17 protein-coding genes are annotated in these 23800 nt (G+C 70.7%); 10 read left to right on the plus strand and 7 right to left on the minus strand.

Annotated elements, in window-relative coordinates:
* Positions 1-61: 61 nt before the first annotated feature.
* Both JR065_RS02360 and JR065_RS02365 read left to right on the plus strand, forming a co-directional pair.
* A complete protein-coding gene (locus tag JR065_RS02360; protein WP_241093318.1) occupies positions 62-2524 on the plus strand; it encodes a TonB-dependent receptor plug domain-containing protein in 2463 nt (820 codons plus the stop codon).
* Positions 2524-3813, plus strand: a complete 1290-nt coding sequence (locus JR065_RS02365; RefSeq protein WP_206231740.1) for an aminotransferase class V-fold PLP-dependent enzyme — start codon at positions 2524-2526, stop codon at positions 3811-3813. Before JR065_RS02360 ends, JR065_RS02365 begins: the two co-directional genes overlap by 1 nt.
* A 313-nt stretch (positions 3814-4126) precedes the next feature.
* On the opposite strand, the gene JR065_RS02370 is transcribed toward JR065_RS02365, so the two are convergent.
* On the minus strand, positions 4127-4780 hold the full coding sequence (locus tag JR065_RS02370) for a hydrolase (RefSeq protein ID WP_206231742.1): 654 nt from the start codon (positions 4778-4780) through the stop codon (positions 4127-4129).
* A gap of 184 nt (positions 4781-4964) precedes the next feature.
* Between JR065_RS02370 and JR065_RS02375 the strand changes: the two genes are divergently transcribed.
* Positions 4965-5858 (plus strand): LysR family transcriptional regulator, encoded by an 894-nt coding sequence (locus JR065_RS02375; RefSeq protein ID WP_206231743.1) that lies wholly within the window; start codon positions 4965-4967, stop codon positions 5856-5858.
* 410 nt (positions 5859-6268) lie between these two features.
* On the opposite strand, the gene JR065_RS02380 is transcribed toward JR065_RS02375, so the two are convergent.
* Complete coding sequence (locus JR065_RS02380) at positions 6269-7165, minus strand: LysR family transcriptional regulator (protein WP_206231745.1); 897 nt, start codon at positions 7163-7165, stop codon at positions 6269-6271.
* A gap of 109 nt (positions 7166-7274) precedes the next feature.
* Here JR065_RS02380 and JR065_RS02385 point away from each other — a divergent pair, with 109 nt between their 5' ends.
* Entirely contained in the window at positions 7275-8150 is an 876-nt protein-coding gene (locus JR065_RS02385) for an aldo/keto reductase family oxidoreductase (protein WP_206231746.1), read from the plus strand.
* A gap of 147 nt (positions 8151-8297) precedes the next feature.
* Here the strand turns inward: JR065_RS02385 and JR065_RS02390 are convergent, their stop codons facing one another.
* Together JR065_RS02390 and JR065_RS02395 are read right to left on the minus strand one after the other, a co-directional pair.
* The gene (locus tag JR065_RS02390) at positions 8298-8516 is read right to left on the minus strand and encodes a tautomerase family protein (RefSeq protein WP_206231748.1); all 219 of its coding nucleotides are present in this window, start codon (positions 8514-8516) and stop codon (positions 8298-8300) included.
* Positions 8517-8845: 329 nt separating this feature from the next.
* Positions 8846-9859, minus strand: coding sequence for an NADP-dependent oxidoreductase (locus tag JR065_RS02395; RefSeq protein ID WP_206231749.1), 1014 nt, complete (start codon positions 9857-9859; stop codon positions 8846-8848).
* A gap of 89 nt (positions 9860-9948) precedes the next feature.
* Between JR065_RS02395 and JR065_RS02400 the strand changes: the two genes are divergently transcribed.
* The 6 genes from JR065_RS02400 (at position 9949) to JR065_RS02425 (ending at position 17680) form a co-directional block, all read left to right on the plus strand.
* Positions 9949-10518 carry a TetR/AcrR family transcriptional regulator gene (locus tag JR065_RS02400; protein WP_206231751.1) on the plus strand — a complete coding sequence of 190 codons (570 nt, stop codon included), beginning with the start codon at positions 9949-9951 and terminating at the stop codon, positions 10516-10518.
* 334 nt (positions 10519-10852) lie between these two features.
* Positions 10853-11470, plus strand: a complete 618-nt coding sequence (locus JR065_RS02405; RefSeq protein ID WP_206231753.1) for a TetR/AcrR family transcriptional regulator — start codon at positions 10853-10855, stop codon at positions 11468-11470.
* A gap of 85 nt (positions 11471-11555) precedes the next feature.
* Positions 11556-12665: an efflux RND transporter periplasmic adaptor subunit gene (locus tag JR065_RS02410; RefSeq protein ID WP_206231754.1), complete on the plus strand. Its 1110-nt coding sequence runs from the start codon at positions 11556-11558 to the stop codon at positions 12663-12665.
* Complete coding sequence (locus tag JR065_RS02415; RefSeq protein WP_206231756.1) at positions 12662-15727, plus strand: efflux RND transporter permease subunit; 3066 nt, start codon at positions 12662-12664, stop codon at positions 15725-15727. Before JR065_RS02410 ends, JR065_RS02415 begins: the two co-directional genes overlap by 4 nt.
* A gap of 70 nt (positions 15728-15797) precedes the next feature.
* A complete protein-coding gene (gene fabF, locus JR065_RS02420) occupies positions 15798-17075 on the plus strand; it encodes a beta-ketoacyl-ACP synthase II (protein WP_206231758.1) in 1278 nt (425 codons plus the stop codon).
* Positions 17072-17680: a TetR family transcriptional regulator gene (locus JR065_RS02425; RefSeq protein WP_206231760.1), complete on the plus strand. Its 609-nt coding sequence runs from the start codon at positions 17072-17074 to the stop codon at positions 17678-17680. Before fabF ends, JR065_RS02425 begins: the two co-directional genes overlap by 4 nt.
* A 508-nt stretch (positions 17681-18188) precedes the next feature.
* Here the strand turns inward: JR065_RS02425 and JR065_RS02430 are convergent.
* The 3 genes from JR065_RS02430 to JR065_RS02440 all read right to left on the minus strand — a co-directional run bounded on the left by JR065_RS02430 (position 18189) and on the right by JR065_RS02440 (position 23762).
* Positions 18189-19967: an amidase family protein gene (locus JR065_RS02430; protein ID WP_206231761.1), complete on the minus strand. Its 1779-nt coding sequence runs from the start codon at positions 19965-19967 to the stop codon at positions 18189-18191.
* Complete coding sequence (gene uvrD / locus JR065_RS02435) at positions 19928-22126, minus strand: DNA helicase II (protein ID WP_206231763.1); 2199 nt, start codon at positions 22124-22126, stop codon at positions 19928-19930. The genes JR065_RS02430 and uvrD overlap by 40 nt, the downstream gene beginning before the upstream one ends.
* A 202-nt stretch (positions 22127-22328) precedes the next feature.
* On the minus strand, positions 22329-23762 hold the full coding sequence (locus tag JR065_RS02440) for an FAD/NAD(P)-binding protein (protein WP_429001830.1): 1434 nt from the start codon (positions 23760-23762) through the stop codon (positions 22329-22331).
* Positions 23763-23800 lie beyond the last annotated feature (38 nt).

The following is a 23800-nucleotide window of genomic DNA, read 5'->3' on the forward strand; positions in this document are numbered from 1 at the left end:
ATCACAGATTCACATTGTCGGCCGATCCTGCGCACTCTTTCGGGCATGGCCATCGAAGGCCATGCCTGCTCTTTGTCCTTCGGAGACCACAGTGCAGAGCAGTCGGTTGGCGCTTACCGTTCTTTTCGTTCTGAATTCCGGTGCGGCAGGCGCCGCCCCTGCCGCGGCGACGGCGCCGGCTCCGCTCGACAGGGGCGACACCACGCAACCGGCTTCGACGGACGCAGCGGCCAAGGCGCCTTCCACGCTGGACTCGGTGATCGTCACCGGCACGCGCGGTTCGGGACGCACCCAGTTCGACACGCTGGCGCCGGTGGATGTCTTCAGCAAGGACGAGATCCAGGCGGTCGAATCGTCCGACCTGAAGGACGTGCTGGCGCAGCTCGTACCCTCGTTCGTCGTGCAGCGCCTGCCCATGGCCGATGGCCAGGTGTTCGTGCGCCCGGCGACGCTGCGCGGCCTGTCGCCCGATCAGACGTTGGTGCTGGTCAACGGCCGGCGCTTCCATCGCACCGCGCTGCTGGGCGCGCGCGGCGCGCAGGCGGCGGACCTGGCGCAGATCCCGGTCAGCGCGATCAAGCGCATCGAAGTGCTGCGCGACGGCGCGTCGGCGCAGTACGGCTCCGACGCCATCGCCGGGGTGATCAACATCATCCTGGAAGACCAGCCGGGCACCGAAGTGGTCGCCAAGTATTCGCAGTACGCGGCCGGGGACGGCGCGGCGCGCGAGATCGCCGCGCGCACCGGATTTGCGCTGGGCGACTACGGCAGCGTGGTCCTGTTCGCCGAAGGCGGCAACGCCGATGCGACCTCGCGCACGCGCCAGCGTCCGGACGCGATCGCCTTCCAGGCGGCGCATCCGCAACTGGACGTGCCCGATCCGGTGCAGCGCTGGGGTCAGCCCGACCTGGAGAGCAAGCGCGTGGGCTTCAACGCCAACGCGTTCGTGGCCGACGACGTCGAACTCTACGGGTACGGCCTGTACGGCGAAAGCGAGGGCGTGTCCGATTTCAACTGGCGCAATCCCGACAGCACCACCGGCGTGTATCGCGCCAGCGTCGTGTATCCGGGCTGGAGGGCCGACCGCGTCTATCCGGTCGGCTTCAGCCCGAAGTACGGCAACGAGCAGGACGATATCCAGTTGCTAGGCGGCATCCGCGGGCACATCGCGCAGCGGTTGCGCTGGGACGTCAGCGCCGCGTACGGCCGCAACCGCAGCGACTACACGCTGGACAACTCGCTCAACGCATCGCTGGGCCCGGACAGCCCGACCTCGTTCTACCTGGGCCGGTTGCAGCAGGCGGAGAAGAACCTCAACGCCGACTTCAACTACGAGTGGGAGGTGGCCGCGCTCGCCAGGCCGATCAACCTGGCCTTCGGCACCGAGTACCGGCAGGAGACCTATCGGGTGAAGGCCGGCGATCCGGCCTCGTATGCGGTCGGGCCGGGGGCGGCCGATGGCCTGGAAGCCAACGCCAACGGCGCGCCGGGCTTTTCCGACCGGCAGTCGGGCAACTGGAGCCAGCAGAGCTACGCCGCCTACGTCGACGTGGAAGTGCCGGTGACCGCGCGCTGGACGGTGGGTGCGGCCACGCGCTACGAGCACTTCTCCGAGTTCGGCCAGAGCGTGGACGGCAAGCTGTCGAGCCGGTTCGAATTCACCCCCGACCTGGCGCTGCGCGGCTCGATCTCCACCGGCTTCCGCGCGCCCACCCCGGGCCAGCTCAACTCCACCAGCACCACCCAGGGCCTGGACACCCGCACGCTGCAGGTGTTCACCAGCGGCCGGCTCTCGCCGAGCGACCCGTTGGCCATCGCGTTGGGCGCAAGGGCGCTCAAACCCGAGCAGTCGCGCACCGCGTCGCTGGGCCTGACCTGGCGCTCGGCGAAGGGGCTGTCCGGTTCGGTGGACATCTACGACATCAAACTGACCGACCGCTTCAGCACCTCGGCCAGCTTCGCGGTGCCGGCCGGCGTGGCCAATCCATTGGGCTTCACCTCGGTCAACTACTTCACCAACGACTTCGACACCACCACCCAGGGCGTGGACGTGGTCGGCAGCTACGCGCGCGCGCTGGGCGGCGGCGACCTGGACCTGACTCTGGCCTACAACTACAACCGCACCCAGGTGGACGGCGGCCGCACCAGCGTCGCCACCAGCGCCACCCAACGCACGATCTTCGAGCAGCAACTGCCGCGGCAGAAGGCCACCTTCAGCGGCACCTACGCGATCGGCGACTGGTCGTTCCTCGGGCGTGTGCGCTACTACGGCGCCTGGACCGACTCGTCGGGCAACGCGGTGGGCGACATCTTCCAGCGCTTCGGCGACATGGCCTTCCTGGACCTGGCGGTCACCTATCGCATCGGCCGCATGCACGCCATCCGCGTCGGCGCCGACAACGTGCTGGACCGCTATCCGGACGAGGCCACCTTCCAGGCCAGCCGCGGCCTGATCTACTCGCGCAACGCGCCCTACGACACCGACGGCGCCAATCTCTACGCCGAGTACCGGTTGAACTTCTGATGGACCGCAACCGACGCGCGCTGCTCGGCGCCGGCCTGTTGCTGCCGGCCACGGGGTTGGCCGTGGCCGCGCGCGCGGCCGACGGCGCGATACCCGCATTGCCCGCCACCACGCTGCCGCCCGAGCAGCTGGCCGGCGACGAGGCCTACTGGTCGGCGGTGGCCGGCCAGTACGACATCACCGGCGAGGTGAACCATCTGGAGAACGGCTACTGGGGCGCCATGGGCCGCCAGGTGCTCGCCGCGTACCAGCGCCACAGCGCCGAGGTCAACCGCGGCAATGCCTGGTACGGGCGCGTGCAGTACCCGCCGCAGTACCTGGCCGCGCGCGCCACGGCGGCGGCGATGCTGGGCGTGGGCGAGGACGAGATCGCCTTCACCCGCGGCGCCACCGAAGCGCTGCAGGCGCTGATCGGCGGCTACAACCGGCTGCGGCCGGGCGATGCGGTGCTGCACGCCGACATCGACTACGACAGCATGATCGCCGCGATGCGCTGGCTCGGCCCGCGGCGCCAGGTCCAGGTGCATCGCATCGCGCTGCCGGACGTGCCCACCCACCAGCAGATCCTCGATGCCTACCAGGCCGCGTTCGAGCGCGTGCCGCGCCTGAAGCTGGTGCTGCTGACCCAGGTCAGCCACCGCCACGGACTGGTGATTCCGGTGGCGCAGATCGCGCAGATGGCGCGTGCGCGCGGGATCGACGCGATCGTGGATGCCGCGCACGGGTTCGGCCAGCTCGACTACCGGGTGCCGGACCTGCAGGCGGATTTCGTCGGCATCAACCTGCACAAGTGGATCGGCGCGCCGGTCGGCGTCGGCGCGCTGTACATCCGCAACGGCCGGGTGCAGGACATCGATCCGTACATGGGCAACGACGACAGCGGCAAGGCCGACAGCCGCGTGCACACCGGCACGTCCAACTTCGCCGCGTATCTGGCGGTGCCCGAGGCCATCGACCTGCACCAGCGCATCGGCGCGGCGCGCAAGCAGGCGCGCCTGCGCCTGCTGCGCAACCGCTGGACCGACGCCGCGCGCCGCATGCCGCACCTGGAGGTGCTGGCGTCGCCGGATCCGCGCCTGACCAGCGCCATCGCCTCGTTCCGCCTGCGCGGCCGGGCCACGCCCGAGGACAACCGCACGCTGCAGAAGACGCTGCTGGAGCGCTACCGCATCTTCACCACGGCCCGCGACGCATTGGATTCCGGCTCGTGCGTGCGGGTGACGCCGGCGGTGTTCACCTCGGTACGCCAGATCGATGCCTTGGTGGAGGCGTTGAGCCAGCTCGGATGAGGGCGGCGATCGGTACCGGAACGGCGGGTTCGCGATCCAGGCGGTGGCGTCCGCCGCCGCCCAGGCCGGCTTTCCCGTTCGTCGCTTCCGGCCTTCAGCAGCGCCAGGCCAATCCCTGGCGGCGCGCGAACCCCGACCGGCCAGCGGCAACGGCTTGCGGGTGGTGAGCGCGGCGCGGCGCATGTCGCTGGTTGTGCCGACCGCCCGGCTCTCGGCCACCGCGGTCTTCCTGGAGCGCGGGAGATGACGAGCCCCCGAATGCGCAGGCCGTTTTCGCAGCCGGTCGCCCGCATGCTCGCCATCCCCGCCTGGATCAGCCTGCGCTGGGCGGTACCGGGGTGTTGAGCAGTTGCTGCTCCCACAGGTAGGCGATGCCGCTGCCTGCGGCATGCTGCTTGAACACGTCCGTCAGCTCGGCGGCGTGCTCGGTACGCGCCCAGTCGCGCTGCCATTCGGCGGCCAGCGCCAGCCACGTCATCATGTTCGCGCCGGCGGCGATCATGCGCTGGATGGCGACCTGGTGGGCTTCGACGGAAACGCCGCCGGACGCATCGGTGATGACGGTGACGTCCCAGCCTTCGCCGAGGGCATGGATGACCGGCATCGCCACGCAGACCTCGGTCCACAAGCCGGCGATGACCAGTTGCTTGCGGCCCGTCGCCTTGACCGCGTCCACCACCTTGCGGTCCTCCCAGGTGTTGATGAGCGTCCGGTCGATCACGGCCTGGCCGGGGAACACATCGGTGATGTGGGGGAAGATGAGGCCGCCGCGATCGGCGATCACGCTGGTCAGGATGGTGGGCACGCCGAAGGCCTTGGCGGTCTTGGCCAGCGCGGTCGCGTTGTTGACCACCGCCTGCGGATCATGGCTGTTGAGGTTCGTGAGCTGGTAAGGCTGGTGGTCGATCAGAACGAGGACCGAGTCTTCTGGACGCAGCAGCGACGCAAGACCGTTACGGAAAGTCATGAATACATCCTAGGTTGAAGTGGAGTGGCAGGGCCTGCGCCAAGGGGCGCTGCCCCGGCGGCCAACCTTGTCATTCCCCGGCATGGCGCGGTAGCGCCGTGCCGTGCCAAGCTGTGTCGCCGATTCGGGAACGCGGGAACCGGCGCCGTTTGTGCCACGCTGTACCGCAATCGGGAACGCAACGTTGGACATCGAAGAACTGCGCACATTCGTGGAAGTGGCCGATGCCGGAGGCGTTTCTCCCGCCGCGCGGCGCCTGGGCCTGGCCAAGTCCATCGTCAGCCGGCGGCTCGCCCGGCTGGAAGCGGAACTGGGGGTGCAGCTCCTTGCACGCACCACGCGCGGCGCCGCGCTGACCGACGCCGGCGCCACGTTCCGCGAACACGCGGCCCGGGCCTGCGCCGAGATCGACGCCGCCAGGGACAGCATCCTGCCCACCGGCGACCTGCGTGGCCGCCTGCGCATCGCCGCGCCGCTGTCCTTCGGTCCGACCCACTTCGCTTCGGTGCTCGCGGAACTGGCGCTGCGCCACCCGCGGCTGCACGTCTACACGTCCTACAGCGATCGTTTCGTGGATATCGTCGCGGAGGGCTTCGATTGCGCGATCCGCGTCGGCTATCTCCCCGACTCCAACCTGGTCGCGCGGTGTGTCGGGCCGATCCACGGAAAGCTCGTCGCGAGCCCGGGCTATGTCCACGCGCACGGCGCGCCCGAGACGCCGCAGGACCTGCTCGCCCACGAAGCGCTGATGCAGGGAACGGAATCCTGGCAGTTCATGCAGGACGGCCAGGCCGTCACCGTGCATCCGCGAGGTCGCTTCAAGGCCGACAACGGCAGCGCGCTCATCGCCGCCGCCATCGCCGGGCTCGGCATCGCCTGGCTGCCCGACGGCATCACCCACGAGCACGTGAAGTCCGGCGCGCTGGTCGCGGTCATGACGCGCTATCCGCCGCCGCCGGCAGGCATCTATGTCGTCCGGCCACCCGGCCAGCACCCCTCGCTGAAGGTCAGAGCGCTCACCGAGCTGTTGATCGCGTGCTTCGAGCAGGCACCGCAGGTGGCTGGCGACGGTCGCTAGGCGGGAACGCGTTGTCCGCGCTCCCGACTTCGCAGCGACGTCGCCCTGCATGACCGGCGAAAGATCGATCCGAGCGTGCCTTCGCCCTGGAGCGAAGGGCGCCATGCGTGTTGGCCAGTACCGCGCATGAAACCGTGGAAAGCCCGTATCCCGGCATGACGTGTTCGCGATCCGGGCGCTGAAGCCGGCGTCTGGCCGGTTGGCGAACGTCTTCGCGCAACCGTCGGCACGCCGCAAGCCGAGCGCGGATGATGGAGAAAAGAGCATCCACCAGGCATTGGCGCATGCAGGAACTCGAGGACTCTGCGGGGGGAATCTTGCGGGAAGCAGAGCGTGGCGCCGGCTGGCCGAGGAAGGCAGCTTCTCGGCCCAGGGTTCCATGGCGACGCCAGCCGTGCGTCGGGCTGCGATCAACCCGCCTTGATGAAATCGACGAAGGCGCGAAGCGGCGCCGGCAGATGGCGGCGCCCCGGGTAGTACAGAAACGGGCCGCTGAAGGTCTGCCACCAGGGTTCCAGCACCGGCTCGAGCGCGCCGCTGTCCAGGTGCGGGCGCAGCCATTCCTCGAACAGCTGGATCACGCCCAGGCCGCCGATCGCGGCCTCGACGGCCAGGTCCACCGCCGCGCCCAGGCGGACCAGCAACGGGCCGCCCGGTTCGACCAGCACGACCTCGCCGTCGCGCTCGAACTCCCACGCGGGGATGGCGCCGCTGGCGAACTGCCCGCGCAGGCAGGCGTGGCCGAGCAGATCGCGCGGATGCTGCGGCCGCCCCCTGGCGTCGAGATAGCCGGGTGCGGCGGCGGTGGCGAAGCGCTGCTGGCGCGGGCCGATCGGCACGGCGATCATGTCCTGCTCCAGCCGCTCGTCGTAGCGGATGCCGGCATCGCAGCCGGCCGCCAGCATGTCGACGAAGCTGTCCTCGACGATGACCTCCAGCTTGATCTCCGGGTAGGTCTTGAGGAACGGGGTGACGATCGCCGGCAGCACCAGGCGCGCGGCGGTGGCCGGCACGTTGAGCCGGAGCGTGCCGGTCGGGCGGTCGCGGAAGCGGTTGACCACGTCCAGCGCCGCCTGCACCTCGCCGAGCGCGGGAACGAGCCGTTCGGCCAGGCGCGCGCCCGCCTCGGTCGGCAGCACGCTGCGGGTCGTGCGGTTCAGCAGGCGCACGCCCAGGCGCGTTTCCAGCCGGCGCACGGCCTCGCTCAGGCTGGAGGCGGAACTGCCGCTCGCGCGCGCCCCTTCGCGGAAGCCGCCTGCCCGCACCACCGCCAGGAACGCAAAGAGGTCCTGCAGATCTGCCGCCATCGTTCGGGATTCCGTACAGCCTGTGCCGATTGAACCGGATTATCGCGCATCCGCCCGCTACTTATAGTGCCGCCTCACCCTTGTTCCGGCCGCTGGCCTGGAGGCAACCATGACCGACTTTTCGAAATCCGGCACTTTCTCCCTCGGCGACCGCACGGTGCGCCGGATGGGCTACGGCGCCATGCAGCTGGCGGGCCCGGGCGTGTTCGGCCCGCCGAAGGACCGCGATGCGGCGCTGGCGGTGCTGCGCGACGCGGTGGCGTCGGGCGTGAACCACATCGACACCAGCGACTTCTACGGCCCGCACATCACCAACCAGCTGATCCGGCAGGCGCTGCATCCCTATCCGCAGGACCTGGTGATCGCGACCAAGGTCGGCGCCCTGCGGGGAGACGACGGGTCATGGAACCCGGCGCAGAGCCCGGCCGAGCTGACCCGCGCGGTGCACGACAATCTGCGCAACCTCGGCCTGGAGGCGCTGGACGTGGTGAACCTGCGCCTCATGGGCGACGTGCACCAGCCCAGCGAGGGTTCGATCGAGGAGCAGTTCGATGCATTGGCGCAGCTGCAGCGCCAGGGGCTGATCCGGCATCTGGGCCTGAGCAACGCCACCGCCGCGCAGGTGGCGCAGGCGCAGGGCATCGCCGAGGTGGTCTGCGTGCAGAACCACTACAACCTGGTGCATCGCCACGACGACGCGCTCATCGACGCGCTCGGCCGCCAGGGCATCGCCTATGTCCCGTTCTTCCCGCTCGGCGGCTTCACCCCGCTCCAGTCCGGCGCCTTGTCGTCCATCGCGCAACGGCTCGGCGCCACGCCGATGCAGGTGGCGCTGGCATGGCTGCTCGCGCGTGCGCCCAACATCCTGCTGATCCCGGGCACCTCCTCGACCAGGCATCTGCAGGAAAACCTGGCGGCAGGCGGGCTGGAACTCGCGGCGGACGTGCTGGCCGAACTGGACCGGATCGGGCGCGGGCACGATTGAGACAGCGCCCGGGCTGGGCTTTCCGCTGGCCAATGGCTCGGCCAGGCGATGGCGCGGACACGGCACGCGTGCACCCGCCGGGAAGCTGCGAACCCGCCGCCTGCATGCGAACGGCGGCTCCTCGGAGCCGCCGAACGTCCCGGCGGCCTAGCGGCGGGCCGGCGGCAGGCCCATCTTGGCCAGGGTCAGCGTCTCGTCGGCACGGCCCCAGCCGCCGTCGGCGACTTCCTCGACCAGGACCATCGAATACGGACGCGCCGCTTCGCCGAAGTACTCGACGAACATGGCGGTGGTGCGGTGGATGATGTCCTCCTTCTGCGCCGCATCGACGACGCCCTCGGGGAATTTGAAGTTGGCGAACGGCATGGGGATCTCCTGTTGCTTGCGATGGCGCCACGGGCGCGATGACGGGTGCTCCGGCGCGATGCGCGCCGGAACGGATGCAACGTCGAGGCGCCGACCGCCGGCGGCGGTTTGGCAGCGCCGGCCGCGACGCGGCGCGATCGGCGTCTCGGCCAGCGATCTTTGCCGTTCGCCGAGGTGGGAAAAAGCCTGGCCAGTCGGCAAATCATTTCAAGAAAGCACAACAATGTTCCCGCGCCGCGATGCGGTCGTCCGTAGCTGCAGCGCGCGATCCGCAGTCGCGGGCATCGTCTCCACGCACGGGATACGCAGCCTCGCGCCAGGCGCATCCCTCACTCTACGGTCAGAACGATCTTTCCCTGCACGTGGCCCGCGGCGGCGCGCGCGTGCGCCGCGCGCGCATCCGCCAGCGCGAACGTGCTGTCGATGGCGATGCGGACCGTGCCCGCCGCCAGCAGGGCACCGAGTTGCGCGAGCTGGGAACCGTTCGAACGCACCTGGGTCATCGACACCGTCACCCCGAGCGCGGCGGCCTTCTCGGCGTCGGAGAATCCCAGCGGGAACACCGGGAACAGGGCGCCGCCGGGCTTGAGCGTGCGCAGGAAGCGGCCGGTCGAAGGCCCGCCCAGGGTATCCAGGACCAGGTCGAGGTCTTGCACGACGTCCTCCGGCGGCGTCCGGGTGTAGTCCACGAACCGCTCGGCGCCCAGATCGCGCAGGAACGCCTCGTGCTTGCCCGAGGCGACGGCGATGACGCGCGCGCCCTTCCACCTCGCCAGCTGCACCGCGACGTGCCCCACGCCGCCGGCGGCGCCATTGACCAGCACCGTCTTGCCGGCGAGCGGAACCGGGCGATGCGGCTGCGGCTGGAACGGATTGGCGACGTCGTGCCCGAGCTCGATCAGGAACTGCCACGCGGTCAGTGCCGCCATCGGCGCGGCGGCGGCATGCACGTGATCGACGCCGGGCGGCGTGAGCGCCAGATCCGACGCCGGCGCGCAGACGTACTCGGCATAGCCGAAGCTGCCGCCGTAGCTGGGAAAGCGGATCATGCCGAACACCGCGTCGCCGACCGCGAACCCCTGCACGCCCTCGGCCACGGCCTCGACGACGCCGGACACGTCCGATCCCGGAATGACCGGCAAGGGCACCTGCGGCCGCCAGTCGGGCGGCAGCATCTGGTAACCGTCGCGCAGATACCAATCGGGAGGGTTGATGCCGGCGGCGTGCACGCGCACCCGCACTTCGCCCGGCCCCGGCACAGGCTTGGGCACGTCTTCGTAGCGCAGCACCTCGGGGCCACCGAACCGGTGGATACGGATGGCCTTCATCGTGTTCGCCTGCATCGGTGTTCTCCTCGCAGCGGACGCTGCTAGACTAATCGGATCAATGCTCCGATTATTCGGAGCACTGCTCCGCTTGTCAACAGGCAGCCATGCGAGCCGACGCGAAGAAAAACTACGAGCACCTGCTTGCGGTCGCCCGGGACATCGTTACCCGGCAGGGCGCCGACGCCTCGCTGCGCGACATCGCGCGCACCGCCAACGTCGGGCTCGGCACGCTGTACCGCCACTTCCCGAGCCGCGAGGCCCTGCTCGAAGCCTTGCTGCGCACCAGCTTCGATGCGCTGACGGCCAGGGCGGGCGAACTGGCGGACTCGCACGCGCCCGGCGAGGCGCTGGTGACATGGCTGCGCGAGGCGGTCGCGGTCACGCACGACTACAGCGGCGCGATCGCGTCGATGGTGGCGGCGATCGCCGAGCCGGAATCGGCCCTGCACGCGTCGTGCGTGACCATGCGCGCGGCCGGCACCCGTCTGCTCGCCAATGCGCAGACACAAGGCGTGGCCCGCCCGGACATGGACGGCACCGACCTGTTCGCCCTGGTCGGGGCGCTGGCGTGGGTCGGCGACCAGCCGGCGCTCGCCTCGCGTGCGGACCACCTGTTCGGTGTGATTGCCGGCGCGATCCTGACCGAGCAGGCGAGGCCCGCCGCCACGACTTGAAGCGCTCCCGGCTCTGGCGGATGAGCGGCGTGAGCAGGCCGTCGCAGGCGAAGATCGATTGCGAGTTCGGGTCGCGGGCCAAGGGGAAAAACGCTACGGCGCCGCTTCCGGGCCCGGCACGGTTCCCGAACGCAACCGCTGCACGTCCACGGCTTGGCAGCGGCCGCGGCGCGGATCGATCCTGCACACGCCGATTCCCGCGCCGACCGGCGCAACGCCGCCGGCCGGCCTTCGACGCTGCGGGCGATGGTCTGTGTGTACGCAGCCGTTCAGTGACCCGTTACCGAAAAGGTCATCCATTGTCGCCGCCCAGCCCGGGGGGTAACCTGCAGCCATGACGACTCCCCCCTCCCCTTCCACCGCCGTTCGCGGGCCCGTGGAACACGACGTCCGCGTGCAGATCGTGCTGGCGGCCACCGAGCACTTCCGCCACTTCGGCTACGACAAGACCACCGTCTCGGACCTGGCCAAGTCGATCGGCTTCTCGAAGGCGTACATCTACAAGTTCTTCGCGTCGAAACAGGCGATCGGCGAGGTCATCTGCGCCAACTGCCTGCAGCAGATCGAGCACGACGTGCAGGCCGCGCTGGCCGGCGCCGAGGGCGCGCCGGAAAAACTGCGCAACCTGTTCAAGACCCTGGTGGAATCGAGCCTGCGCCTGTTCGTCCACGACCGCCGGCTGTACGAGCTGGCGGCCGCGGCCGTGTCCGAGCGCTGGCCGGCGGCGTCCACCTACACCGTGCGCATCCGCGAGCTGGTGACCCGCATCCTGCAGGAAGGGCGCGAGGCCGGCGAGTTCGAGCGCAGGACGCCGTTGGACGAGGCGGCCACCGCGACCTACATGGTGCTGCTGCCCTACATCAATCCGGTGACGCTGCAACACCTGGCCGATGCCCACAAGGAGGCGCCGACCGCGCTGTCCAGCCTGGTGCTGCGCAGCCTTTCGCCCTGAGCACCGACCCGTCCATATTGTGACTATTGACAATATTGGTCACAAGTAACAGACTGCGCCCGGACATCCCACTCCGGACACCCGTATGCGGCGCCATACCGTCATCCACGCCCTGGCGTGCGTTTTCCCCTTGCTGCTCGCCGCGTGCGGAAGTTCCACCCAGGCCGATCCGCGCAACGCGCCGCCGATGGTGCGGGCGGCGACGGTGCAGGCCGGCGCCGCCGCGTCGCGCAGCTTCAGCGGGACGATCGCCGCGCGGGTGCAGAGCGATCTGGCGTTCCGGGTACCGGGAAAGGTGGTCGAGCGCCTGGTCGAGACCGGCCAGGCCGTCCGCCGTGGCCAGGCGCTGTACCGCATCGACCCGCTCGACCTGAACCTCGCCGCCGCCTCGCAGCAGCAGGCGGTCGTCGCCGCGCGTGCGCAGGCCGCCCAGGCCGTCGCCGATGAAGCCCGGTACCGCGAGCTGCAGGGCAAGGGCGTGGTCTCCCGCTCCGCCTACGACCAGGTGCAGGCCTCGGCGGCAGCGGCCTCGGCGCAACTGCGCGCCGCCGAAGCGCAGGCGGCGGTGGCGCGCAACGCGAGCCGCTACGCCACGCTGGTCGCCGACACCGATGGCGTGGTCATGGAGGTGCTGGCCGAGCCGGGCCAGGTCGTCTCCGCCGGGCAGGTGGTCGCCAGGCTGGCGCGCTCGGGCAGCCGCGAGGCGGTCGTCCGCTTGCCCGAGACGCTGCGGCCGGCGATCGGCTCGCCGGCGACGGCATCGCTGTTCGGCGGGCGCAGCGCGATCCCGGCCCGCCTGCGGGTGCTTTCCGGCGCGGCCGATCCGCTCACCCGGACCTTCGAGGCGAGATACGCGCTGGAGCAGGACCACGCCGAGCTGCCGCTGGGCGCGACGGTGACGGTCGAGCTGCCGGCCGCCGCGGCGCCTGCCGGCGGACTGTTCGAGGTCCCGCTCGCCTCGCTGTTCGACCCGGGCACCGGGCCGGGCGTGTGGCTGATCGCAGGTTCCCCCGCGAAGGCCACGTGGCGCCCGGTCGCCATCCGGCAGCTGGGGGACGAATCGGCGCTGGTCGAAGGCGCCTTCGGGCCCGGCGACCGCGTGGCGGCGCTGGGCGCGCATCTGCTGCGCGAAGGCCAGCCGGTCCGCGTCGTCGGCGAGGCGGTCGCCGCCGCCGGCAAGAGCGCCGGACGGTGAGCGCGTTGAACCTGTCGGCGTTGGCGGTGCGCGAACGCGCGGTCACCGTCTTCCTGATCTTGCTGATATCGCTGGCCGGCGTGGTGTCCTTCTTCAAGCTGGGACGCGCCGAGGATCCGGCCTTCACCGTCAAGGTGATGACGATCGTGACCGCGTGGCCCGGGGCCACGCCGCAGGAAATGCAGGACCAGGTGGCCGAGAAACTGGAGAAGCGCCTGCAGGAACTGCGCTGGTACGAGCGCAGCGAAACCTATACCCGGCCGGGCCTGGCGTTCACCACGCTGACCCTGCTGGACAGCACGCCGCCGGCGCAGGTGCCGGAGGAGTTCTACCAGGCGCGCAAGAAACTGGCCGACGAGGCCGCCAACCTGCCGGCCGGCGTCGTCGGGCCGCTGGTCAACGACGAGTACGCCGACGTGACCTTCGCGCTGTACGCGCTGAAGGCCAGGGGCGAGCCGTTCCGCGCGCTCGCGCGCGACGCGGAGGGCCTGCGCCAGCGCCTGCTGCATGTCCCCGGGGTCAAGAAGGTCAACATCATCGGGGAACAGCCCGAGCGCATCTACGTGGAGCTTTCGCACGCGCGGCTGGCCACGCTGGGGGTCAGCCCGCAGGACGTGTTCGCGGCGCTGAACGGACAGAACGTGCTGACCCCGGCCGGATCGGTGGAGGCGAAGGGCCCGCAGATCTTCATTCGCCTGGACGGTGCGCTGGACGAGCTGGAAAAGATCCGCAACACCCCGATCGTGGCCGACGGCCGTTCGCTGAAGTTGCGCGACATCGCCACCATCACGCGCGGCTACGAGGACCCGTCGACGTTCCTGATCCGCAACGACGGCCAGCCGGCGCTGCTGCTGGGCATCGTCATGCGCGACGGCTGGAACGGCCTGGACCTGGGTGCCGCGCTGGACGCCGAAGTGCGCAAGATCAACGACGCGCAGCCGATGGGGATGTCGCTGACCAAGGTCACCGACCAGGCGGTCAACATCAGCTCGTCGGTCGGCGAGTTCATGATGAAGTTCTTCGCCGCGCTGCTGGTGGTCATGCTGGTGTGCTTCGTGAGCATGGGCTGGCGCGTGGGCATCGTCGTGGCGGCGGCGGTGCCGCTGACGCTGGCGACCGTGTTCGTGGTCATGGCCGCCACCGGCAAGAACTTCGACCGCATCACCCTGGGTTCGCTGATCCTGGCGCTGGGGCTGCTGGTGGACGACGCGATCATCGCCATCGAGATGATGGTGGTGAAGATGGAAGAGGGCTACACCCGGGTCGCGGCCTCGGCCTACGCCTGGAGCCACACCGCCGCGCCGATGCTCGCCGGCACCCTGGTGACCGCGGTGGGGTTCATGCCGAACGGTTTCGCGCGCTCCACCGCCGGCGAATACACCAGCAACATGTTCTGGATCGTGGGGATCGCGCTGATCGCCTCGTGGGTGGTCGCGGTGGTGTTCACTCCGTACCTGGGCGTCAAGCTGCTTCCCGAGCTGGGAAAGGTCGAAGGCGGCCATGCCGCGCTGTACGACACCCCCCGCTACAACCGCTTCCGCTCGGTGCTGGCGCAGGTCATCCAGCGCAAATGGCTGGCCGCCGGTTCGGTCGCGCTGCTGTTCGCGCTGTCGGTGCTGGGCATGGGGATGGTCAAGAAGCAGTTCTTCCCCGTCTCCGATCGCCCGGAGGTGCTGGTGGAAGTGCAGATGCCCTACGGCACCTCCATCGAACAGACCAGCCGGGCGACGGAAAAGGTCGAGACCTGGCTGAGAAGGCAAGGCGAGGCGAAGATCGTCACCGCCTACGTGGGACAGGGCGCGCCGCGCTTCTACCTGGCCATCTCTCCCGAGCTTCCGGATCCGGCCTTCGCCAAGATCGTCGTGCGCACCGACAGCCAGGAGCAGCGCGATGCGTTGAAGCAGCGGCTGCGCCTGGCCATCGCCGACGGGCTCGCGCCCGAGGCGCGGGTGCGCGTCACCCAACTGGTCTTCGGCCCGTATTCGCCGTTTCCGGTGGCCTACCGGGTGAGCGGGCCGGACCCTGCGGTACTGCGGCCGATCGCGGCGCAAGTGGAACGGACGCTGCAGTCCAGCCCGCTCATGCGCACGGTCAACACCGACTGGGGGGTGCGCACGCCCACGCTGCATTTCACCCTCGACCAGGACCGCTTGCAGGCGCTGGGCATGACCTCGGCCTCGGTCTCGCAGCAACTGCAGTTCTTCCTCAGCGGCGTGCCGGTCACGGCGGTACGCGAGGACATCCGCAGCGTCCAGGTCGTGGCGCGTTCGGCCGGCGGCACCCGGCTCGATCCTGCCAGGATCGCCGACTTCACCCTGGTGGGCGCGGCGGGCCAGCGCGTGCCGCTGTCGCAGATCGGCACGGTCCAGGTGCGCATGGAAGAACCGGTGCTGCGCCGGCGCGACCGCGTGCCGACCATCACCGTGCGCGGCGACATCGCCGAGCACCTGCAGCCGCCGGACGTGTCCGCGGCGATCACCAAGGCGCTGCAACCCGTGATCGCGACGCTGCCGGAGGGCTACGCGATCGTCCAGGCCGGTTCCATCGAGGAATCGGGCAAGGCGATGAGCGCGATGCTGCCGCTGTTCCCGATCATGCTGGCGATCACCCTGCTGATCATCATCCTGCAGGTGCGTTCGATCGCCGCGATGATCATGGTGTTCATGACCAGTCCGCTGGGACTGATCGGCGTGGTCCCCACGCTGCTGCTGTTCCAGCAGCCGTTCGGGATCAACGCGCTGGTGGGATTGATCGCGCTGTCCGGCATCCTGATGCGCAACACGCTGATCCTCATCGGCCAGATCCACGAGAACGAACAGGCCGGCATGGACCCGTTCCACGCCATCATCGAAGCCACGGTGCAGCGCGCGCGCCCGGTGATCCTCACCTCGCTGGCTGCGGTGCTGGCCTTCATCCCGCTCACGCATTCGGTGTTCTGGGGCACGCTGGCCTACACGCTGATCGGCGGCACGATCGCGGGCACGGTGATGACCCTGGTGTTCCTGCCGGCGATGTACGCCATCTGGTTCAAGATCCGCCGGCCCGCCGCCGCCGGCGCTTGAGCCGCGCGGCATTCCACTCCCCTGCGCCGGAGGCGATCCGGCGCCTGCGAACCGTTTCAGGATGCAACGCATGAACGCCACAGACGAAAACCGCATCGTGGTCACCGGCATGGGCGCGGTCACGCCATTGGGCTGCGGCGTCGAGCACGTCTGGGCGCGGCTGCTGGCCGGGCGATCGGGCGTGGCCGCGTTGCCGCAGGCGCTGTACGACGGCGTGGCCTGCCGCGTGGGCGGTCGCGTCCCCGGCATCGCCGACGATGCCGAGGCCGGCTTCGACGCGAGCGGCCTGATCCCCGCCAAGGACCTGAAGAAGATGGATCGCTTCGTCGAGTTCGCCCTGGTGGCCGCGCACGAGGCGCTGGAGCAGGCGCGCTGGCGGCCCACCGAGGCGCGCCAACAGGAGCGCACCGCCACGGTGATCGCCACCGGCATCGGCGGCTTCGGCTCCATCATCGACGCCGTGCATACGACCGACGCCAGGGGGCCGGACCGGCTGTCGCCGTTCTCGGCGCCGCGATTCCTGGCCAACATGGCCGCCGGGCATGCGTCGATCCGCTACGGCTTCCGGGGCCCGCAGGCGGCGCCGGTCACCGCGTGCGCCGCCGGCGTGCAGGCGATCGGCGATGCGGCGCGCATGATCCGCGTGGGAGAGGCCGACATCGCGCTGTGCGGCGGCGCGGAGGCGGCCATGCACCGCGTCAGCCTGGGCGGGTTCGCCGCAGCCAAGGCCTTGAGCACCGCGTTCAACGACACGCCGTGGTCCGCGTCGCGCCCCTTCGACCGGCGTCGCGACGGATTCGTGATGGCCGAAGGGGCCGGCCTGCTGGTCATCGAGCGCCTGTCGCATGCCCTGGCGCGCGGCGCCACGCCGCTCGCCGAACTGGTGGGTTATGGCACCAGCGCCGACGCCTACCACCTCACCGCCGGCCCGGAGGACGGCAATGGCGCGCGGCGGGCGATGCACCTGGCGATCGCGCAGGCCGGGCTCACGCCGGCCCATGTCCACCACGTCAACGCGCACGCGACCTCCACCCAGGTGGGCGACCGCGCGGAACTGGCGGCGATGGCGGCGCTGTTCGGCCGTCGCGACGACCTTTTCGTTTCCGCGACCAAATCCAGCACCGGGCACATGCTCGGCGCGGCCGGCGGCATCGAGGCCGTGTTCACCGTGCTCGCCCTGCGCGACCAGGTCGCGCCCGCCACGCTCAACCTGGAGCATCCCGACCCGCTGGCCGAAGGCTTGAACCTCGTCGCCGGGCAGCCGCGCAAGGCCGCGATCGAATACGCGCTGTCGAACGGATTCGGTTTCGGAGGGGTCAACGCCAGCGTGCTGTTCCGGCGGTGGTGAACCGGCCCGCCGGCCCGCCTGCCGCCGGCAAGACCGCGCTGCGCTGGGAGCGGGCGCGCGTGGAGAGCCGCGGCCGCATCCTCGACGCGGCGGCGAAAGTCTTCCAGCAGGACGGATACGAACGCGCCAACATGCTGCGCATCGCGCACGTGGCCGGCATGAGCAAGGTCACGCTGTATGCGCACTTCCGCGACAAGGCGCGGCTGTTCTGCGCGGTCATGGACCACCACCTGTCCTGCCTGCCGCCGCCTGCGCGTCCGCCGTCCGATGCGTTGGACCTGCGGCGCAAGCTCGACTGGGTCGCGGCGCAGATCCGCGATCTCGCCGGGCAGCAGGCCTGCCGATCGTTTTGCCGGACGCTGGCCCGCTCCAGCGAAGCCCCGGGCATCTACCCGGAGCGCTGGGAGGCCCGGCTGCTCCCGTACCGGCGCTACGTGGCCGAGGCGCTGGCGCATGAGCGGGTCGCTGCGCCCGGCGTCCACGCCGACCAGTTCATGCTGCTCGCCTTGAGCGCGCACGCCCTGCTGCCGCCGACGACGGCCGTGTCCGGGGACGAGGCCGTCGTGATCCTGTTCGAGCAGGCCTTCGCCCGAAACGATGCATGACGACTGCGCGTTGCTGCGGCGCCATGCGCGAAGCGGTCGTCCTGGACCTGATCGAGGACCGGAGCCGCTCCGCGCCAGCGCGGACGCGGTGCGCCGGCACGGCTTCGCGCGTAAGGCGGAGGTGCCGAAACGGGCGCCCCCGCTGCCGCAGCGACGCGGCCGGATCCGCGTGTTCCGGCAACTGGGCCCTGCGTTCTCCGGCGCTGAACGGCGCGGCTGTTCGATCGGCACGGCGCCATGGTCCACGACGTGCCCATGCGCAGGCGGCACTGGATCTGCGGGCGTACTTCTTCCGCTCCGACTGCGGGAGGACGCGTTCGTGGTCACGGACCGCCTCCGCAAGGCCCAGCTTCTCCTTGCCGCAGGTGCGCCGGCTGGTCGAGCGCGCAGCGGTCGGCTTGCCCGTTCCACGCCACGCCCCTCCGCCGATCGCCTCGGACGAAGGAGGATGGGCACGCACGGGACGCGATCCGGCACGGCCATGGACCAATGCCGGCATCGCGGTGCCTCAATAGTCGAAGCGCTCGCCGGGCAGCGGCGGCGTGGTCGCCGGCTGGCGCAGGGCGCGGGTCTGCCGCTCGAACGCCAGGCCGTAGCCCAGCAGCGTGTGCTCGCTGGACGCCGGGCCCAGGAACGACACGCCGACCGGCAGGCCGTCGGCCGTGAACCCGGCCGGGACCGTCAGCTCGGGCCACCCGGCCAGGCTCGCCAGGACACCGCCGAAGTTGCCGAACAGGCCGCGCGCGTTGCGCTGCGCCGGCTCGCCGATCCGGTTGATGCGCGTGGTCTGCGTGGGATAGACGATCGCCGCGAGCCGGTGCTGCGCGAGCACCGCCTGCAACGACGCGGCGACGAACTGGCGTCCCTGGTCGCGGGCGGCGAGGTAGTAGGCGTCGGTCGGCGCAAGCGCATGGGCTTCGTCGCGATACCCGTCCAGCCGCCCCGGATTGGGCGTGGCGCCCGCGGGCGGCGACGCCGCGAACGCCTCGCTCATCGCCAGGATCTGCGCATGGCTGCTTGGCGATCCCGGCGGGAACGAGGACGCCAGGTAGGCATCCAGGCTCGGTGCGGCCTCGGTGCGCACGATGATCGATTGCAGGTCGCCGCTCAGGCGCGGCAGCCAGAACGGGAGTTCGACCTCCACGACCGTCGCCCCGGCGTTGCGCAGCTGGTCGATGGCCGCGTTCATCGCTGCATCCACCTGCGGATCGTCTCCGGAGAAGTCGCGCCGCGGGAAACCGATGCGCGCGCCGCGAAGCGCGTCCGGCGCCAGGGCGCGGACGGGTTCGTTCGCCACCGGCGGCGGGCCGGCGCCTTCCAGCACGTCCAGTACCAGCGCGGCGTCGGCGACGGAGCGGGTGATGGGGCCGACCGCATCGAGCGTCGGCGCGCTCGGCTGGATGCCCGCATAGCTGATCGCGCCCAGGGTGGGACGCAGGCCGACCACGCCGTTGGTCGCGGCGGGCCAGCGGGCCGAACCGGTGGTGTCGGTGGCGATGCCGACCGGCGCGTAGCCGGCCGCCACGCCCACGGCGGTGCCGCTCGACGAGCCGGCCGGTCCATAGGCCAGGTTGTGCGGATTGTGCGTCTGGCCTCCCAGCGAACTCAGGGTGGGGCCCGACGCGAGCTCGCTCAGGTTCACCTTCGCCAGGACGATCGCGCCGGCCTGACGCAGCCGGGCGACGACCGCGGCATCGGCGTAGGGCACCGCGTTCCTGAGCCCGTAGAAGCCCAGGCTGGTAGGGAGATCGTGCGTGTCGATGTTGTCCTTCAGCAGCACGGGAATGCCGTGCAGCGGCGAGCGCCGCCCCTTGCTGCGCCGCTCGGCGTCCAGCGCGCGCGCTTCCTGCAGCGCCCGCGGGTTGAGGCGGATGACCGCATGCAGGTTCGGTTCGTAAGCCCTGATCCGCGCCAGCGACAAGGCCACCAGCCGCTCGGAGGTCAACGCGCCGCCATCGATCGCCGCGTTGATGTCGGCCACGGTGGCCGTGCCCAGGTCGAAGTGCCTGCGCGCCTGCCCGGCCGCCGCAAGGGAGGGCGAAACGAACAGCGCGATCAGCGCCAGGACCAAGCCGAAGCCTTTCATGCGCATCGCCTCTCCGGTTGAGGTGGTCATCGCTGTGCCTTCCGTGTTGCGCTCCGCCCTGCGTGACGGACGCACCCATCGTCCGCAGGAAAACGGAGCCGATCCATCGGCACGCAAAGCATTCGCCGCCGACGCACGGATCGTAGCGGCAACGCTCCGCCCTATGTCACCGTCAGGTTGGCGTACGCCATCACCAGCCACTTCGCGCCGACCTCGTCGAACTGCACCTGCACGCGGGCGTGCGCGCCGCTGCCTTCGTAGTCGGTGACCACGCCGCCGCCGAACTTGGGATGGTGCACGTTGGCGCCCAGGCGGATCGCCGGCGCCTCGATCACGCTGTGGCCCGGATGGCGCGGCGCGCCGAGCGACGCGCTGCGCGAGACCTGCACCTTCGGCCGCACTTCGTGCAGCAGGTCGCGCGGGATCTCGCGCAGGAAGCGCGAGGGCACGTTGTAGTTGTCCTGGCCGTGGATGCGCCGCGACTCGGCGTAGCTGAGCACCAGCTTGTGCCGCGCGCGGGTGATGCCGACATAGGCCAGGCGCCGCTCTTCCTCCAGCCGCCCGCTCTCTTCCAGCGAACGCGCGCTGGGGAACAGGCCGTCCTCGAGCCCGGCCAGGAACACCAGCGGGAACTCCAGGCCCTTGGCCGAATGCAGCGTCATCAGCTGCACGCCGTCCTCGCCGGCCTGGGCCTGGCCTTCGCCGGCCTCCAGCGAGGCGTAGGCCAGGAACGCGACCAACTCGGTCATCGCCTGGCGGCCTTCGTCGGCGTCCTCGTCGTTGTCGGCGCGGGTGAAGCGCGAGGCCACCGAGACCAGTTCGTCCAGGTTCTCGGTACGCGATTCGGAGTCCAGCCCGCCGCGGCTTTCCTTGGCCCAGTGCTCGCGCAGGCCCGAGCGCGCCAGCACCTGGTCGATCTGCTCGGGCAGCGGCAGCCCCGCCACTTCGGCGGCCAGCTGCTCGATCAGGCCCAGGAACGTGGCCAGCGCGTTGCGCGCGCGCGCGGCCAGTTCGCCGCCCTGCGTGGCCTGTTGCGCCGCCGCCCACAGCGACAGCGATTGCCCGCGCGCCAACCGCCGCACCTCGTCCAGGGTGCGGTCGCCGATGCCGCGGGCGGGCGTGTTCACCGCGCGCTCGAACGCCGCGTCGTCGGCGCGGTTGGCGATCATGCGCAGGTAGGCCAGCGTGTCCTTGATTTCGGCGCGCTCGAAGAAGCGCATGCCGCCGTAGACGCGGTACGGCACCTGTTCGGCGATCAGCGATTCTTCCAGCGCGCGCGACTGCGCGTTGCTGCGGTAGAGCACCGCCGCCTCGCTGTAGCTGCCGCCGTCGCGCACCCACTGGCGCACGCGCTCGACCACGTAGCGCGCCTCGTCGATCTCGTTGTACGCCGCGTACAGGTCGATCGGGTCGCCGTCGCCCGAATCGGTCCACAACTGCTTGCCGATGCGGTCCGGGTTGTGCGCGATCACCGCGTTGGCGGCGTTGAGGATGTTGGCGCTGGAGCGGTAGTTCTGCTCCAGGCGGATGGTCTGCGCGCCGGGGAAATCGGTCAGGAAGCGCTGCACGTTCTCGACCTTGGCGCCGCGCCAGCCGTAGATCGCCTGGTCGTCGTCGCCGACCACGAACACCCGGCCGGTCTCGCCGGCGAGCACGCGCACGAACGCGTACTGGATCGCGTTGGTGTCCTGGAACTCGTCGACCAGGATCTCGCCGAAGCGGCTGCGGTAGTGCGCCAGCAGCGCCGGATTGTCGCGCAGCAGCTCGTGCGCGCGCAGCAGCAGTTCGGCGAAATCGACCAGCCCGGCGCGGTCGCAGCGCTCCTGGTACAGCGCGTAGGCGCTGCGCAGGGTGGTGGTCCATTCGTCGCGCGGCTCGGGCTGGATGTGTTGCGCGCGCCGGCCCTCGTCCTTCTGCTGGTTGATCCACCACACGATCTGCTTGGGCGGGAACTTGCCCTCGTCCAGCTCCAGCTGCTGCACGACGCGCTTGACCAGGCGCAGCTGGTCGTCCGAGTCGAGCACCTGGAAGCTCTCCGGCAGCTTGGCGTCGGGCCAATGCAGGCGCAGCAGGCGGTGCGCCAGGCCGTGGAAGGTGCCGATCCACATGCCGCGGCTGCCGTTGCGCAGCTGCAGGTCGGTGCGGTGGCGCATCTCGCCGGCGGCCTTGTTGGTGAAGGTGACCGCGAAGATGCCGTGCACCGGCACGCCATGGACTTCGTTGAGCCAGGCGATGCGATGGGTGAGCACGCGCGTCTTGCCGGACCCGGCGCCGGCCAGGACCAGGTAATGGCCGGGCGGCGCGGAGACGGCCTCGCGCTGGGCGGGGTTCAGATCATCGAGCAAATGGGAGACATCCACCCGGGCATTTTACGCGAAGCCGGCGCGGAACCTGAGACTGGGTGCCGATGAACGGTTCGGATTGCGCCGCCGGCCTGTCTCTGCGCAATGCAGTCGGCCCCGGGCGCAACGTGGCGTGCGCTGCCGTGCCACTGGATGCCATCGCTGGTCGAACGGCCCGCAGGCGCGTCCAATGCGCAGCGGCGTCGATACAGCGCGGGCTTCAGCCCGACGCGGCGGCGCCTGCCGGCGGCGGCGGTGCGCCCAGTACCGCAAGCAGCGCCTGCGCCGCCTGCTGCGCCTGCACGCGCAGCTCGGGGATCGCCAGGCTTTCCCACAGGCTGCCGATGCGCAGGCTGCCGAGCACCCGGATCCTCGGATCGGCGCGGTGTTCGGCGTCGAGCAACGCGCCATCGTCGGCGGTGGCCACGCCGATGCCGTGCGGCCCGGGCAGCGCGTGGCCGCGGCCGAGCAGCTGGTGCAGCAGCGGGCTGCGCATGGTCTGCGCGCGCAGTTCCACGCCGGTGGCGTTGACCAGGTAGTGCGCGTCCAGCTGCAGCGCCAGCCCGTCAGGGCCGACCGCATTGACCTGCACGCAGGCGCCAACCGGGAACACCGTGTCCAGCCGCGCGCGATGCACGCGCAGCTGGCCGGTACCGCGCATCGCCTGCAACTGCGCGAACACCGGCGCGGCGATGCGGTGGCGGTGCACGTCCCAGTGGCGCATGGCATGGCGCAGGAAGCGGCGCTGCTCGATCGCCGACAGCGTCCGCCACAGGGCCTGGCCCAGCGGACGGATACGCTCCATCACGCTCTGCCACGGCAGGCCTTGCGCCTGCGCCGCGGCCGCATGCCGGCGCAGCGCGCGCAGGCGCTGGCGCAACGGCATCGCCAGCAGCGGCTGCGGGTCGAAGTCGAAGGCGGCATGCGCGCCGTGCGCCACGTGCGGCAGCGGCAGCAGCGCGTGCCGCGAGATCACGTGCACCGGACCGCGATGGGCGTTGCCGAGCAGGGTCAGCACGCTGTCGGCCATGCTCAGGCCGGCACCGACGATGCACACCGTGGCCTCGCGCGGGATCGCGCGCAGCTGCTCGTAGTTCCACGCCTCCACGCGCGCCTGCGCCGGCAGGCTGTTGGCGCCGCGCGCCGGCAACGGGCGCAGGCTGTTGCCCACGGCCAGCACCACCGTGCGTGCGCGCACCCGCATGCCGCCGGCCAGTTGCAGCGCGCTGCCCGCGTCGGTCTTGTCCAACGCCAGCACGCGATCTTGCAGGTGGCGCAGCCGCGCCGGGCTCGCCGCCTGCGCCTGCGCCAGGCGCGCGCGCAGGTACTCGGCGTAATGGCGGCGTTGCGCGTAGGCCTGCGCGAGCGCCTCGCGCGCCAGTTCGGGGTACAGCGCCCGCTGCTGCAGCCAGTCGACGAAATCGCCGGGCTGTTCGGGCAACGCGCTCATGCGCCCGGCCTGCACGTTCAGCAGGTGCTCGGCGCACGGCGTGGCATAGGCCACGCCTTGCGCCGCCACCGCCTGCGGTTCGATCAGCAGCAGCCGCAGCGTGCCGGGCGCCTGCCGCAACAGCTGCAGTGCGGCCAGGGCGCCGGCGGCACCGCCGCCGACGATGGCGACATCGCAGTCGCCCTCGCCGGATGCATCGGGCATGGTTTCGCTCATGCGCCGATTGTAAGGGATGCCCCCCT

This window comes from Xanthomonas sp. (genome assembly GCF_017163755.1).
Classification (GTDB): Bacteria; Pseudomonadota; Gammaproteobacteria; order Xanthomonadales; family Xanthomonadaceae; genus Xanthomonas_A.

Coding starts and splice junctions, on each gene's coding strand:
- JR065_RS02365 (WP_206231740.1), top strand. CDS start 2,524: ATGGACCGCAACCGACGCGCGCTGCTCGGCGCCGGCCTGTTGCTGCCG.
- JR065_RS02380 (WP_206231745.1), bottom strand. CDS start 7,165: ATGGCGGCAGATCTGCAGGACCTCTTTGCGTTCCTGGCGGTGGTGCGG.
- JR065_RS02385 (WP_206231746.1), top strand. CDS start 7,275: ATGACCGACTTTTCGAAATCCGGCACTTTCTCCCTCGGCGACCGCACG.
- JR065_RS02440 (WP_429001830.1), bottom strand. CDS start 23,762: ATGCCCGATGCATCCGGCGAGGGCGACTGCGATGTCGCCATCGTCGGC.
- JR065_RS02395 (WP_206231749.1), bottom strand. CDS start 9,859: ATGCAGGCGAACACGATGAAGGCCATCCGTATCCACCGGTTCGGTGGC.
- JR065_RS02370 (WP_206231742.1), bottom strand. CDS start 4,780: ATGACTTTCCGTAACGGTCTTGCGTCGCTGCTGCGTCCAGAAGACTCG.
- JR065_RS02390 (WP_206231748.1), bottom strand. CDS start 8,516: ATGCCGTTCGCCAACTTCAAATTCCCCGAGGGCGTCGTCGATGCGGCG.
- JR065_RS02360 (WP_241093318.1), top strand. CDS start 62: ATGCCTGCTCTTTGTCCTTCGGAGACCACAGTGCAGAGCAGTCGGTTG.
- JR065_RS02400 (WP_206231751.1), top strand. CDS start 9,949: ATGCGAGCCGACGCGAAGAAAAACTACGAGCACCTGCTTGCGGTCGCC.
- fabF (WP_206231758.1), top strand. CDS start 15,798: ATGAACGCCACAGACGAAAACCGCATCGTGGTCACCGGCATGGGCGCG.
- JR065_RS02410 (WP_206231754.1), top strand. CDS start 11,556: ATGCGGCGCCATACCGTCATCCACGCCCTGGCGTGCGTTTTCCCCTTG.
- JR065_RS02405 (WP_206231753.1), top strand. CDS start 10,853: ATGACGACTCCCCCCTCCCCTTCCACCGCCGTTCGCGGGCCCGTGGAA.